General features: G+C 30.6%; 13 protein-coding genes. 3 read left to right on the top strand and 10 right to left on the bottom strand.

Features of this window, described 5'->3' with window-relative positions:
• Positions 1–354 precede the first annotated feature (354 nt).
• A complete protein-coding gene (locus T483_RS0124485; protein WP_026889189.1) occupies positions 355–1,560 on the top strand; it encodes a nucleotidyltransferase in 1,206 nt (401 codons plus the stop codon).
• Between the two features lie 52 nt (positions 1,561–1,612).
• Positions 1,613–2,794 (top strand): sporulation integral membrane protein YlbJ, encoded by a 1,182-nt coding sequence (ylbJ, locus tag T483_RS0124480; RefSeq protein ID WP_026889188.1) that lies wholly within the window; start codon positions 1,613–1,615, stop codon positions 2,792–2,794.
• Here ylbJ and T483_RS0124475 read toward each other — a convergent pair.
• The 6 genes from T483_RS0124475 to T483_RS0124450 all read right to left on the bottom strand — a co-directional run bounded on the left by T483_RS0124475 (position 2,774) and on the right by T483_RS0124450 (position 8,778).
• The gene (locus tag T483_RS0124475; RefSeq protein WP_026889187.1) at positions 2,774–3,316 is read right to left on the bottom strand and encodes an ATPase; all 543 of its coding nucleotides are present in this window, start codon (positions 3,314–3,316) and stop codon (positions 2,774–2,776) included. The two genes, ylbJ and T483_RS0124475, sit on opposite strands and share 21 nt — an antisense overlap.
• A 174-nt stretch (positions 3,317–3,490) precedes the next feature.
• Complete coding sequence (gene coaD / locus T483_RS0124470; RefSeq protein ID WP_026889186.1) at positions 3,491–3,970, bottom strand: pantetheine-phosphate adenylyltransferase; 480 nt, start codon at positions 3,968–3,970, stop codon at positions 3,491–3,493.
• 3 nt (positions 3,971–3,973) lie between these two features.
• On the bottom strand, positions 3,974–4,531 hold the full coding sequence (gene rsmD / locus T483_RS0124465; RefSeq protein ID WP_026889185.1) for a 16S rRNA (guanine(966)-N(2))-methyltransferase RsmD: 558 nt from the start codon (positions 4,529–4,531) through the stop codon (positions 3,974–3,976).
• A gap of 148 nt (positions 4,532–4,679) precedes the next feature.
• Positions 4,680–6,713, bottom strand: coding sequence for an ATP-dependent DNA helicase RecG (gene recG / locus T483_RS0124460; protein ID WP_026889184.1), 2,034 nt, complete (start codon positions 6,711–6,713; stop codon positions 4,680–4,682).
• A gap of 60 nt (positions 6,714–6,773) precedes the next feature.
• Positions 6,774–8,414 carry a DAK2 domain-containing protein gene (locus T483_RS0124455; protein WP_026889183.1) on the bottom strand — a complete coding sequence of 547 codons (1,641 nt, stop codon included), beginning with the start codon at positions 8,412–8,414 and terminating at the stop codon, positions 6,774–6,776.
• Between the two features lie 13 nt (positions 8,415–8,427).
• Positions 8,428–8,778: an Asp23/Gls24 family envelope stress response protein gene (locus T483_RS0124450; RefSeq protein WP_026889182.1), complete on the bottom strand. Its 351-nt coding sequence runs from the start codon at positions 8,776–8,778 to the stop codon at positions 8,428–8,430.
• 777 nt (positions 8,779–9,555) lie between these two features.
• Between T483_RS0124450 and rpmB the strand changes: the two genes are divergently transcribed.
• Positions 9,556–9,747: a 50S ribosomal protein L28 gene (rpmB, locus tag T483_RS0124445; protein ID WP_008424849.1), complete on the top strand. Its 192-nt coding sequence runs from the start codon at positions 9,556–9,558 to the stop codon at positions 9,745–9,747.
• 462 nt (positions 9,748–10,209) lie between these two features.
• Here the strand turns inward: rpmB and T483_RS0124440 are convergent, their stop codons facing one another.
• The 4 genes from T483_RS0124440 to pknB all read right to left on the bottom strand — a co-directional run bounded on the left by T483_RS0124440 (position 10,210) and on the right by pknB (position 14,580).
• Positions 10,210–10,845 carry a thiamine diphosphokinase gene (locus T483_RS0124440; RefSeq protein ID WP_026889181.1) on the bottom strand — a complete coding sequence of 212 codons (636 nt, stop codon included), beginning with the start codon at positions 10,843–10,845 and terminating at the stop codon, positions 10,210–10,212.
• Positions 10,846–10,849: 4 nt separating this feature from the next.
• The gene (gene rpe / locus T483_RS0124435) at positions 10,850–11,494 is read right to left on the bottom strand and encodes a ribulose-phosphate 3-epimerase (RefSeq protein ID WP_026889180.1); all 645 of its coding nucleotides are present in this window, start codon (positions 11,492–11,494) and stop codon (positions 10,850–10,852) included.
• Entirely contained in the window at positions 11,488–12,360 is an 873-nt protein-coding gene (gene rsgA, locus T483_RS0124430) for a ribosome small subunit-dependent GTPase A (protein ID WP_026889179.1), read from the bottom strand. Before rsgA ends, rpe begins: the two co-directional genes overlap by 7 nt.
• Before the next feature lie 267 nt (positions 12,361–12,627).
• Complete coding sequence (pknB, locus tag T483_RS0124425) at positions 12,628–14,580, bottom strand: Stk1 family PASTA domain-containing Ser/Thr kinase (RefSeq protein WP_026889178.1); 1,953 nt, start codon at positions 14,578–14,580, stop codon at positions 12,628–12,630.
• Position 14,581: the final 1 nt, after the last annotated feature.

The raw sequence follows: 14,581 nt of genomic DNA, 5'->3' as shown, positions 1-14,581 counted from the left end.
GATAATAATTAAAAATTCACTATTCTTTCAATCTTCTGAATATTTCCGAAACTACTTTTTAATGAAGCAATATTTAAAAAGTATATTTTTTAACAATACTTTTATGATATCTTATTGACATCATGAGAAAAATATATATAGTATTAAACCGTTAATAACAAATATTATAAAATTCCATAATATGCTATACTAGCTTTATATATGATTTTTAACATATATAAATTTTACAATAATATATGTTAAATCCTTTCTAGTTCTTAAAATTTATAAGTGCTTCTTAATAGCATCTTTTGGGCGCGCCAAAGAAAATATATTTGTTAGTTATCTTTGTAAATGCGCTCTAACAAAAAGGAGATGATTTTAATACTTACAGGAATAATTACAGAATATAATCCATTTCATAAAGGTCATGAATATCACCTTAGTAAAGCAAAGTCTGATACCAACGCAGATGGTATAGTCTGTGTAATGAGTGGTAATTTTATGCAAAGAGGTATTCCAGCAATTATAGATAAATGGAAAAGATCTGAAATGGCCATTAGAAATGGTGTTGATTTAGTTTTAGAACTACCTCTAGTTTACTCTATTTCCTCAGCTGAACATTTTGCTTTCGGAAGCGTATCTCTTCTTAATTCATTAGGCATAATAGATAACTTATATTTCGGAAGTGAAGAAGGAAATATAGCTATACTAAAAGACATAGCAAAGGTTTTAGTTTCTGAACCTTTTAAATACAAAAAACTTTTAAAAACAAATTTAGATCTAGGCCTACCATTTCATCTTAGCCGGGCAAATGCGCTGAAAGATTATTTTAATTCAAACGAACTATTAAATACAATATCCAATTCTAATAATATCTTAGGTATTGAATATATAAAATCTTTAATTCGTTTAAATAGCGCAATAACTCCTAAAACCATTAAAAGAGAAGGTTCATTATATAACGATGTCAACATAAGTGCATCATTCTCTTCTGCAACGTCAATAAGAAAGCATTTAAAAGAGAAATCTCTAAATGACTTAGCTGATATTATGCCAAAAGCTAGTTATGATATTTTGATTGATTTATCTTCATCTAATTATCCTTTTATTTTTGAGGAAGATACATTTAAATATATAAAATACAAATTACTTACTAACGAAAAATCTCTTTTAAATCTACCAGATGTATCAGAAGGCATAGAAAATAAAATATTAAAAGGGATTTTAACATCCAACTCACTTGATGAATTAATATTAAATTCAAAGAGCAAAAGATATACGTATACGAGAATAAGCCGAATTCTTTTGCAAAGCTTTCTGAACCTTGAAAATTTTGATTTGTTCAACTTATGTAAGAGCCCTGCGCCTTACGCAAGAGTTCTTGCTTTTAATTCTACTGGACAAAGCATTCTAAAGAGTATAAAAAATAACTCTAGTATAAATTTAATAACAAAGTTGCCACGAAACAACCTATGTGATCATTTAAAAATAGACATCTTAGGAACTAAGGCATATTCGCTGCTAAATCCAAAAATAAGCCCTATGGATGACTATTTAAAAGGCCCTTTCATAATGTAGTAATATTTTACATAACCATAAGAATATAAATATTATTGATTGGGGTGATTTCATGATATATATTATTATCTTATGGTTTCTTATCATTAGCTTAGTTTTTATTTTAATCAAACAACTTAATATCAAAAAGAATACTCTTATTTGTATATTTATCTCTGTCTTGATAATTGTTTTTGTTTTAAATATAAACCAATGCACCACTGCAGCTATTGATGGTTGTAAATTATGGTATAACACAATATTGCCAACTACATTTCCTTTTGTGGTTATATGTAATTTATTAATATACTACGATGGGATAAATCTTTATTCTAAATTTCTTGGCCCATTAATTTGCAAACCATTAGGTCTTTCTAGAAATTGTTCCTTTCCAATTGTAGCAAGTATACTATGCGGCTATCCACTAGGTGCTAAATATTGCGTAGATCTATACAATATGGAATATATAGACAGGTATGAATATGAAAGACTTTTAAACATAGCTTCTAACGTTGGCCCACTGTTTTTAATAGGATCTGTTGCTGGAACTTTATTAGGGAATGTATCATTAGGTTATATTTTACTTATAGGAAGTAATTTATCAATAATCCTAATGGGCTTTTTAACAAAAAAAAAGAGAAACTTAAATAAGCTAAGTTCTCTCCCTTGTCCTAAAAATGAAAGTATGAATTTCGGTAATGCTGTAAAAAATGCAGTTCAAAACGGAATAAACACTACATTATCTATAGGTGGTTTCATAATAATTTTTTCAGTCGTTATATCTCTCGTTAAAAACAATCTTTATATTAATATTGCATTTAGGCAGCTAGATAATATTTTAAAATTGCCTTCCCAAACTTTATACAGTATATTTTTAGGAAGCATTGAAATGACTAATGGGTGTAGTATAATCTCTCCCCTACAAATTTCACTTCCTTTAAAGCTCGGGATAATAAGCTTTTTAACTTCATTTTCTGGCCTTGCTGTAATTGCTCAAGTAAGTTCTTTCGTAAGCGATACTAAGATAAATTATAGCAGATATATTTTTTTAAAAGTAATCCAAGGAATCGTTAGTTTTATCATAACTTATGGATTATGCAAAGTGTATCCTACAAGTATTTATACATCTAACTTAGAAATAATCCATTCTCCAAGTTTATTTGTGTATATATATCCAGCATTAATAATATTACTCTTAACACTTTTGCTAAGTATATTTAATAGAACCTTGAAATTATTTTTTCATACTGCGTAATTCTTTAATATTCTCTTTTATAACATCACATGTACCAGTTAAATTTGCATCTATCTCTTTAGCTACTACTTCAAAGCTTTCTTGAAGGCTTTTTATTAATTTTATTTTGTGTTCTTCTAGCTCCTGATCTAATTGTGTTAATATTTCGTCAGAATAATCTCTAGAACCTAATCTTATAGCCTTAGCCTCTCTCTGGGCTGAGGTTATAATTTCTTTTGCTCTCGCTTTAGCTTCTCTTACTACATCGTGATTCTCGACGTTCTGCCTCATCATAGTCATTGTTTCTTTTCTAACAGAATCATATTCTTTCTTAGCTTCATTAAGAATTCTTTCTCTCTCATTCATAACCCACTCAGCTTTTTTAAATTGATCAGGCATATAGTTGATTATTTGATCTATTACATCAACAACTTCTCTTTTATCTATCATAACTTTACCGCTCATTGGCACCTTAGATGAATTTTCCACCAAGTCTTGTAAATACTCTAATAACTCTATTATATTTACCTCCATTTTTTCCATAAAAACACTCCTTAGATATTTATTCTATAAATGAGCAAAGTACCAGGAACAAATTACCATCTAGTATTTCTAAATGATTTTATCATTGTTAATACTATTAATTTAAATTTAATACATACTTTTAAACACCGTACATTCTAATCATGGAAATAAACTCCCTTAGAAAATGACCATTTATAGATTTATTCTAGACATTATATCTGAAATAATTTCATTGGGAACAAGTCCACTAATATCTCCCCCAAACTTTGCCACCTGCTTAACAGTTGAGGAACTAATATGTATATTTTTAGATGATGACATCATACATACAGTTTCAGTATTCGAATCTAATTCATTATTAATAAATGCCATTTGAAACTCATACTCAAAATCAGAAGCTGTTCTTAATCCCTTTAATATTATATTAGTCTTACATTCTTTTAAGAAATTAACTAAAAGTCCATCAAAACTTCTTATTTCAACATTTCCAATATCTCTTGTCACTCTTTTTATAAGCTCAACTCTTTCGTTGCTTTCAAAAAGATATTTCTTATCAACATTAACTAATACCGCAACTATTACTTTATCAAAGACCTTTGCTCCTCTTTTTATAATATCTAGATGGCCATTAGTTATAGGATCAAAACTTCCAGGGTATACTGCAACTCTCATTTCTTATTTCTCCTCATACCTGTAATAACATACTGTTGTATTTCCATACTTCTTACTCTTTGTTAACTTTATATCTTTATACCCTTCATAAATTTCTTCAATAGTATCTATTTTAGTAACTATTATTCCATCATTCTTTAGTATTTCATTATCCTTAACAATTTTCATAGCTTCTGGAATCATTTCTTTACAATAAGGTGGATCAATAAATATTATGTCAAATTTCTTTCCCTTATTAGCAAGATTCTTTAAGCCTTCATAAGCATCTATATTCATTGGAAAACAAAAATCTTGGAACTTGAGACTTTCTACATTTTCCTTCAACAAAGGAAAAGTCACAGAGCTTTTATCAAATAAATAAACTTCACTTGCCCCTCTGCTTGCCGCTTCTAATCCCAGGCTTCCTGTTCCAGCAAAAACGTCTACAACTACTGCCTCTGGTATATACATTTGAATTGAACTAAACATAGCCTCTTTAACCCTGTCTAATGTCGGCCTTGTTTCCATTGTAGCTGGAGGTATTAATTTATGTCCTCTTGCTTTTCCTGCTATTATTCTCAAAATTTTATTCCTCCTTCAGACATATGATATCAATTAAAACCTGATTTAAATGAGGCTTGCACTCCTCATCAGAACACTAGATTTATTATTTTTATATGTCTATGCTATATATTTTATATATTAACATATCTATACATAATATTTCAAATTAATTAAAGCAAATATATTTACTACTTTTTTCCAAATTTTTACTAAGTTCACTAATTATTTCTCTATTTACCTCAAATTCGTTTTGCAAAATATTATTTGCCTCCAGTTTAGCACACCTTAAAATCTTTATATCATCATAAAGATTTGCAAGCACAAACCCTTCATCACCACTTTGCTTCTTACCAAACATCTCTCCTGCGCCCCTGAGTTCCAGATCCTTTTCTGATATTAAGAATCCATCACTACACTCTGTCATTATCTGCATCCTCTTTTTAGTCACATTACTTTTAGCCTTTGCTATCAATATACAATAAGATGAATACTGGCCTCTTCCAACTCTACCTCTTAGCTGATGTAACTGCGACAATCCAAACCTCTCTGCATTTTCAACAATCATTACAGATGCATTAGGAACATTAACGCCTACTTCAATTACAGTTGTTGATATTAGAACATTAACTTCATTATTCTTAAATCTTTTTATTATTTCATCTTTTTCAGAGCCTTTCATCTTTCCATGGAGTATCTCAACATTTAATTCCTTAAAAATTCCACTTGTAAGTTTATTGTATAAGGTTTCTACCGAATTTAATTCCTCTTTTTCATCTTCCTCAATAAGAGGGCATACTATATATACTTGTCGACCGCCTTTTATTTCATCATATGCCAAATCATAAGCTATATCTCTTTGATTATCAGCATAAAATCTAGTATCTATTTTCTTTCTACCAGGTGGCAGCTCGTCAATTATAGATACATCGAGATCTGAGTATAGATATAATGCCAAAGTTCTTGGAATCGGAGTAGCTGTCATAACTAAACAATCAGCCCTTTTTCCCTTGTTTATAAGTTTACTCCTTTGCTCAACACCAAATCTGTGCTGCTCATCAGTTACTATTAGTCCTAACTTTCCGAATTCTACGTCGTCCTGAAAAAGTGCATGAGTCCCTATCACTAAAATCGGTTCTTTAGTTTTAATTCTTTCCTTAATTCGTTTCTTTTCTTTTGCCGAAGTTGTTCCTGTTAATAATTCAATTTCTATATTAAATTCATTATAAACTTTTTTCGCCTCTTCAAAATGTTGATTGGCAAGAATCTCTGTCGGAGCCATAAATGCACATTGATAATCATTTTTCATGACATTAAAAATAGCTATAAGTGCAATTATTGTCTTTCCACTACCAACATCCCCTTGTATAAGCCTATTCATTGATGAGTTTGATTTTTGATCTCTTAATATTTCACGTATAACTCTTGTTTGAGCGTTAGTAAGAGGAAATGGTAACTTCTCTTTAAATAAACCAAGTTCATCTACCCATTGAAATAATATACCATCTTTATTTTTTTTAATTTTATGTTTAAGAAGCAGTAGTTTTAGTGAATATGTAAATAATTCCTGAAATTTAAGTCTTATTATAGCCTTTTCTAACACTTCCTTATTATCCGGAAAATGCACACTTCTGATAGCTTCATTTAATGAAATTAAAGAATATTTATCTAGTATTTTTTGAGGCAAATTCTCTTTAACAGTCATCTTGGACAAAATTTCGTTAATTAATTTTTCAAACAACTTATTGCTTATATCACCTTTTAGAGGATATTTAGGGATGATCTCACTTGAAATCGCTTCTTCACATGTGACCATAGGATTAACAACCTCTAAAGTACTTCCTATCCTTTTAAATTTACCCATCAAATTATATATTACTCCTATTTTAAAAGAGTTTTTTATATACCTTTGATTAAACCACTTTCCAGATACTTTATATCCATTATAATCAAATTCTATAGTGGTTAATAATTTACCAGTTTTAGTTTTTACATCGCCTCTAAATCTAATAACTTTACACTTTAAAATTTGCTTGTCTTCTCCTGTAATATTTTCAAATTCCACATTACTATCTACAAATTCATAATCTCTTGGAAAATATAACAGAATATCTAATATATTAAAAATTCCACATCTATTTAATTTTTCTGTGGCCTTCGGGCCTACTCCTTTTAATGTTGAAATATTGCTATATATATCCAACACCCTTCTCCTCCTCCCTAAATAATAAGAGCACCTAGCATTAGGCGCCCTTACTATTTTTTATTCTACTGATATTAAAAAGTAATATAGTGGTTGATTTCCTTTATAAAATTGAATATCTAAGTCTTCGTATTTTTCCTTTAACTCAACCTCGAATTCATTTGCATCTTCATCACTTACATCTTCACCATAATATACAGTAATAAGTTCACTTTCATCATCTATCATATCCTCTAGGACTTTACCGGCAACATCCTTCTTGTCTTCGCCTACCTCTTTTATTTTACCTTCTACAATTCCTAACATATTTCCTTGTTTAATATCTATCCCATCAATTTCTGTATCACGAACTGCATAAGTCACCGAACCAGTTTTAACTACTTCAATTGCATCCTTTAAATTCGTGAAATTTTCTTCAACTTCAGAATCATAATTAAACATTGTAGCACATGCTATTCCTTGAGGAATAGTTGTTGTAGGTACTACTAATATATTTTTACTTGATATTTCTGCTGCTTGATTAGCTGCCATAATTATATTCTTATTATTCGGCATAATGAAAATATGTTCGGCATTTATTTTCTCAACAGCATCTAAAATATCCTGAGTGGATGGATTCATTGTCTGACCACCTTCAATGACATGATCTATTCCTAAGTCCTTAAAGATATTTGAAATTCCATCTCCCATAGCAACTGTTATAAATCCATACTTTTTCTTCTCATCGTCAACACTTTCATCTGAAGATGAATTTTCTGTTAATTCCTTAGTATTGATTAATAGCTCTCTATGCTCTTCTCGCATATTATCAATCTTTATCTTTGATAATTCCCCTATAGCAACTGCTTTTGATAACACCAAGCCAGGATCATTAGTATGTATGTGCACTTTTATAACATCATCATATCCAACAACTATCATCGAGTCTCCAAGACTCTCTATCTGATTTTGGAAGTCTTGTGCGCGTTTAGCATCACCAAGTATTATAAATTCAGTGCAATAACCAAATTTTATATCAATTTCCTCTGTAGCTTTAGCTAAAGTGCCATTTGCACCACTTATCTTTATATCACTTAGTTCAGCTTTAATATCATTCTTTAATGCTTCAAACATACCTTGAAGTATAATATAAAGACCCATTCCTCCAGAATCAACTACTTTAGCTTTTTTTAGTGCTGGTAATAATTCTGGAGTTCTATCTAACATTTCCTTTGCTTTAACTGTTATCTCTTCCATAAAGCCAACTATATCTTTAGCATCAGATGATACCGCTGCTTCAGCAGCCGCCCTGATTACGGAAAGTATAGTACCTTCAGTAGGCCTCATTACTGCCTTGTATGCTGACTTTGATCCCTCTGAAAAGGCTACTGCAAATTCTTTAATATCCGCTTCTTTTTTTCCTTCTAGGCCTTTAGAAAAACCTCTAAGGATTTGTGATAATATAACACCAGAGTTACCCCTAGCTCCCATTAGAGCACCTTTAGCTAATCTTTTTGACATTTCTCCTATAGAATCAGTATCCATACCTTCTATCTCTTTAACTGCAGCCTTAAACGTCATGGACATATTAGTTCCAGTATCTCCGTCTGGAACAGGGAATACGTTAAGTGCATTTACGAAATCACTTTGCTCTAGCAATTTATTGCTAGCATTCACAACCATGTTATAAAAATCATGGCCATTTATCTTTGTATATTCCATTTAGTTTAACCTCCTAAACTCTAACCGCTTGCACATTTACTGTTATAGATGACACCTTAAGTCCTGTGTAATTTTCAACACTATAACGTACTTTTTGAATTATATTATTAGATATAACCGATATCTTTGTTCCATATTCAACCATTACAAACAATTCTATTTGTAATTTTTTCTCACTTGTTAGCTGTATTTTTACACCCTTGCTAAAATTTTCTATACCTATAAGTTCCCAAAATCCTTCACTAGCATTTTTAGAAACCATTCCAACTACTCCATAGCATTCCATTGTGGATAATCCAACAATTTTAGCTAGAACTTCTTCTGAATAATTTATATTACCATTTTCGTTTGAAAATCCAACCATCCATATTCCTCCTAAATTCTTATCTCTTATTTTCTATTCTATATTTATATCTTATTTTATATTCTATATTAGAACAATATTTTATTCAAGTATTCAAAAAATATACACCTATAAAAAGCGCGCAGCGCAACCAAGATCATTCCCCCTAGAAAAAAGCGTAAACTACGACTATAATCATTTCCATAAAAAAAGCACGCACATATGAAAAGAGTGCAAAGCACAATTCTGAACTTATTAAGTGGAACTAAGACCATCCCCCCCCACAAAAAACAGCAAGCAAATCAAAATCATCTCGTCTCTAAAAAACATGCACATATAAAAAGAATGCTAAACACAATTATAAACTTTTACGTAAAACTAAAAGCATTCCTCTTTCCTTATGACTCCTTACCCCTAATGATCACGACAAACATCTTTTTACCTTTAAATAAAATACTCACATATAATACTAGTGCAAATTACAATTAAAAACTTCTAACTAAGGATAAAAGTATTTCTCTATATTTAAATAGCTATCTCTATAAAGTCTTTCCCTAGAGAAAGGGTTTAAAACATAATTGAGATCAAAATTTTTATAGTCCTATGGAACAAATATATGCCCTATTTCGGCAGAGATTCACATAAGTTTCACTCTCATTGCAGAACCCTATATTAACTGCAATACATAATTTTTAATTTATATTAATAATTTATCTTGCCTATTATATTTTCCTATGATATAATTTACACTGTCCTATTGAAGATGATTATCTTTGGAATATAAGGAGGTGTTTTCTAATGGCAAGAAGATGCGAAATTTGTGATAAGGGTGTTGTAGCTGGAGTAAGCTATAGCCATTCACATCGTCAATCAAAGAGAACTTGGGCTCCTAACATAAAGAAAGTAAAAGCTTTAGTTAACGGAACACCAAAAACTGTTCATGTATGTACAAGATGCCTTAGATCTGGAAAGGTTCAAAGAGCAATATAAGTTCATAATAAAAAATGCAATTGTTATCCCAATTGCATTTTTTATTTTTAAGGCATATGAAAGAAAATAACGAGTCTAAAATGCCATGATTATTTTTCATCAGGCGAAGAAGCAGATTGGGCTCATAGCGAGCCTATTAGTGCAATCTGTTGATGAAGCATGATGGAAAATAGGCTTGGCAGATGGACTTGTTATTTTTTTGATTATGCCTAAAGCTATTTAGAAAGCCTAAAACTAAACTATACCTTATGTACTCTAGCTTTTTTTTCTAAAGAACTTTATTATATTAGATAGAAACTTAGGTAATTTAAAAGCTATTATTTTCATTATGAATCCTCCTAACTATTAATACGTTCAAAATTAAAATGAAAATTTAATCCGTCTTATTATATTAATATTCAGTTACTGCTCAAAATGTTCCACTTTTAAATATAAAAAATATTTTAATAAGTTCATGAATATTTAATCTATAGAATGAATAACTAATAACTCCCCTTCTTCATATGTTATATCTATTGGCGTATCAATAAATTCATTACATATAGCTCGCGGATCTAATAACCCCAAATCATAACTTGGCAGATTATATTTACCTCCACTAATTTCAAGTTTACTTACTTTATCACTTAGTGCATGAAATGATATATTCTCACCATATTGGCCATATAGCCTCATTTTATGTTCTCCAAGGTAAAGTCTATTATTGTCATCCAATATTTCTAAATGAGCGCCCTTTTTTTTCGTAGTTAGCATAAGGCCTATATTTCCTAGCGTATGATCCATTCTAGTTCCAGTCGCCCCAAATAAATATATTTTTTTTGCACCTCTTTTTATTGCTTCCATAACTGCAATTTCAGTGTCAGTATAATCTTTCTCTGGTTGAAATTCCAAAACTTCCTTAACCTTTAACTTCATAGTGTCTAAAATTTCCCTTTTTGCCGAATCAAAATCCCCTAAAAGCAAGTCCGGAATAATATTATAGTTATAAAGGCATTCACTTCCCTTATCAGCTGCTATTATAAACTCCACTTTACTAATATATTCCCTTAGTAACTTTTCTGAAGGTGGGTTTCCTCCAGTTACAATTGCAACATTCAAATTATTACCCCCTTAGAGCTTTTATATTCTCGTTAATTTCTCCACCATTAAATACTGCTGAACCTGCAACAATTACATTTGCGCCTGCTTCTATGACAGATTTAACATTTGTCTTATCAATACCTCCATCGACTTCTATTAAAAGCTCTGGATTTAATCTATCACTAAGTTCTTTTATCTCTCTGATCTTATCCAAAGAATAAGATATAAATTTCTGTCCACCAAATCCTGGGTTAACAGACATTATCAAGACCATATCCAGACTTGGTATTAAATCTTTCAATACGCTTGTTGGAGTTCCTGGATTTAAAGAAACTGCGGCTTTTTTTCCTTTTGATTTAATATAATTAATTGTTCTATCTATATGTTTATCTGCCTCATGATGGATTGTGATTATATCAGCTCCAGCCTCTATAAAAGCATCTATGTAATTTGATGGATTATTTATCATTAAATGAACGTCAAATACCTTTTTTGTTCTATTTCTAATAGACTTTATAACTGGTAATCCAAAAGATATATTAGGAACAAAAGACCCATCCATTACATCTATATGAATAAAATCTGCTCCTCCCTTATCTATTCTTTCTATGTCTTCTCCTAACTTTGAAAAATCTGCTGATAATATTGATGGTGCGATCTTTACCATTTATTTTTTTCCTCCTCAATTATTTCTTCCAATGCTCTTATATAAAATTCATACCTATATCTATTGACTTCTTCGCTTTCTACAGCCTCTTTTAGAGCACAATTTGGTTCTTTATAGTGTAAACACCCCCTATATTTACACTTATCATTATACTGTGTAAATTCAGGAAAACAATATTTTAAAGAATTTTTATCCATTAAATCTTTTATTTCAAGTGTAGAAAATCCTGGAGTATCAACAATATATCCATCTGCTACATCAATTAACTCACTATGCCTTGTAGTATGCTTTCCTCTTCCAATCTTCTCACTAACATTTCCAGTTTCCATATGTTCTTTATTTGAAAGTTTATTTATTAATGTTGACTTTCCTGCTCCTGATGGTCCACAAAAAACTGTTATATTTCCTCTAATTTTTTCTTCTAATCTCTCTATTCCTATTCCTTTTTTAGCATTTATAAAGAGAACCTCATAACCTATGACATTTATTCGCTTTTTTATTTCTTCTCTTTCCTCTTCTGATACTAAATCTATTTTATTTAAACAAACTATAACCTCAATGTTATTATATTCACATAGAATTAAAAACTTATTTAACAAATCAAAATTTATGTCTGGATTTCTAACTGCGAAAACAACAAATGCTAAAGAAACATTTGATACAGTAGGTCTAATCAATTGAGATTTTCTTGTATGTATCTCTTCAATAACGCCTTTTCCATTCTCCATCTTAATTGTAACATCATCCCCTACCATAGGCTTTATGTCTTTATGCCTAAATTTCCCCCTAGCTTTACATTCTATTAAGCCTTCATCTGTCTTAATATAATAAAAGCCTCCTATACCCTTTATTATTTTTCCATTCATAATTTTCCTCCATAACTTATAAAATAAATTTTAATATTTTTCCATACAATATCAATATATACACCGCAATAATATATTTACATTCAAAATTATAGTAAGCTAATTGCTCAAATATAACTAGAATGTGGCAAATTCAATTGCAATATATATCAAGCTTTTTTAATTAATATTTTCTATCATATTATATTTTCTTTTTAGTGATTTAATGTAGATCAAATACAAATATATCATAGAAGGAGAGGTTTTTATCAACCTCTCCTTGCTTTATTATTGATGATTTTGATTTGATGTTTTAGTTTGGGTATTGTTTTGGCTATTATTTGTATCATCCCATGGACCTGTAGGGTTAGTTGTACCTGGCGTATTAGTCTTTCCTGGTGTATCGGTAGTAGTACCACTACCTGTTCCTGTTCCTCCGGAATTTTTATCAGGAGTACTTCCGCTTCCACCTGGCTTAGTATTTCCTTGGGTAGGATTATTAGTTACAGGCGGATCTTGTTTTGCAACATATTTACCAACTGTTATAACAATTGTAGTTCCTTGCTCTACTCTATTGCCTTCTCCTGTTTGTTTTAAAACTTTACCATTTTGACTTTCATCTTGTGTTTCTTGGGAATTTACAGATACTTGTAAACCAGCATCTTGTAATGCACCTGTAGCTGTATCTTGGTCTTTACCCACTACACTAGGTACTTTTGTCGTCTTAACTTTCGGCCCTTTACTTACAACAACTGTTATTTTATCATCTGCTGTTACCTCAGTATCTTTTTTAGGAGTTTGACTTATTATTTGTCCTTCTGGTACACTATCACTGAAATCTTCACTTTTGTCACTAATTTTAAGTCCAAAAGATTTTAAAATAGTAGTTGCTGTATCTATATCATACTCCTTCAAATCAGGCATCTTAAGTTTTGTTGCTCCTCCACTTACAATGACCCTAATCTGACTTTTTTCCTTAACTTTAGTTCCAGCATCTGGATTCATTTTAAGAATCGTTCCTTCTGGCTGATCACTCGCCTCAGTTCCACCTTCTACTAAAACTAGATTTAAAGCGTCAAGTGCTTTCTTTCCATCATCTACATTTTTTCCTACTATGTCGGGAACTTGAACTTCTTTACCGTTAGCAGTAGCAGAACTAATCATTTTAAACGCTGCAACACCTAAAACTATTAACAGTAATGCTAAAACTACTCCCATCGTTATTTTCATTATTCTCTTCTTGTTTATTCTACTGCCTTTTTCATCTTCATCGTCTTCGTAGTAATAATCATCATCGTCTTCATCTTCATAGTCGTCATCTTTTTTATTAGGCAGCTTTTCCTCTTGCTTTAATATCTGTTCAGTTACAGCTGACATTATTATTGTATGATCATTGTCATCTTCTTTATCTATCTTGGCATTAGGATCATCTTTTATTTTTTGGAGATCTGAGATCATTTCCTTAGCAGTCTGATATCTCTTAACAGGTTCTTTTTGCATTGCTTTTAAAATTAATTGATTTAAACTCTCAGGAATTTTGGAATTGATACTTTTTGGCGGAACAACTTCTTCTTGAAGATGTTTTAAAGCTATAGTTACAGCAGTATCTGCTTGGAATGGGAGATTTCCAGTAACCATTTCATATAATACAACTCCTAATGAATATAGATCAGTTCTACAGTCAATAAAATTTCCTTTTGCTTGTTCTGGAGAAAGATAATGGGCAGATCCCATTATTGTACTAGTATTTGTAATAGTTTCAGAATTCGATGATTTTGCTATTCCAAAATCAGTTACCTTCATAACTCCATCTTCTGTTACTAGAATATTTTGTGGCTTTACATCTCTATGGATTATATTATTTCTATGTGCGCAATCCAAAGCTTTAGCTATCTGAATTGCAACTGATATAGCCGTTTCATAATTCATTTTTCCAACTTGTTTTATAATATCCTTTAGAGTTTTTCCCTTAACATATTCCATTACAATGTAATTTATATCATCCTGTGTTCCTACATCAAGTATGTTTACTATGTTATTGTCAGACAAAGCTGCAACAGCTGTTGCTTCACCTTTAAATTTTTCTACAATATCAGGATTGTCGCAAAGTTCCTTCTTAAGTATTTTAACTGCAACAAATCTGTTTAATTTATTGCATCTAGCCTTAAATACTTCTGACATTCCGCCTTCTCCTATTTTTTCTAACAACTCGTATCTGTTTCCAAGTACAATTCCATCCATA

This window comes from Clostridium beijerinckii HUN142, assembly GCF_000621745.1.
Taxonomy (GTDB): domain Bacteria; phylum Bacillota; class Clostridia; order Clostridiales; family Clostridiaceae; genus Clostridium; species Clostridium beijerinckii_A.
This window is presented reverse-complemented; position numbering and strand designations above follow the sequence as displayed.

Excerpts from the sequence above, each read along its gene's own strand:
- rpmB (WP_008424849.1), top strand. The coding sequence starts at position 9,556 with ATGGCAAGAAGATGCGAAATTTGTGATAAGGGTGTTGTAGCTGGAGTA.
- T483_RS0124450 (WP_026889182.1), bottom strand. The coding sequence starts at position 8,778 with ATGGTTGGATTTTCAAACGAAAATGGTAATATAAATTATTCAGAAGAA.
- T483_RS0124485 (WP_026889189.1), top strand. The coding sequence starts at position 355 with ATGATTTTAATACTTACAGGAATAATTACAGAATATAATCCATTTCAT.
- rsgA (WP_026889179.1), bottom strand. The coding sequence starts at position 12,360 with ATGAATGGAAAAATAATAAAGGGTATAGGAGGCTTTTATTATATTAAG.
- ylbJ (WP_026889188.1), top strand. The coding sequence starts at position 1,613 with ATGATATATATTATTATCTTATGGTTTCTTATCATTAGCTTAGTTTTT.
- T483_RS0124455 (WP_026889183.1), bottom strand. The coding sequence starts at position 8,414 with ATGGAATATACAAAGATAAATGGCCATGATTTTTATAACATGGTTGTG.
- pknB (WP_026889178.1), bottom strand. The coding sequence starts at position 14,580 with ATGGATGGAATTGTACTTGGAAACAGATACGAGTTGTTAGAAAAAATA.
- rpe (WP_026889180.1), bottom strand. The coding sequence starts at position 11,494 with ATGGTAAAGATCGCACCATCAATATTATCAGCAGATTTTTCAAAGTTA.
- T483_RS0124475 (WP_026889187.1), bottom strand. The coding sequence starts at position 3,316 with ATGGAAAAAATGGAGGTAAATATAATAGAGTTATTAGAGTATTTACAA.
- coaD (WP_026889186.1), bottom strand. The coding sequence starts at position 3,970 with ATGAGAGTTGCAGTATACCCTGGAAGTTTTGATCCTATAACTAATGGC.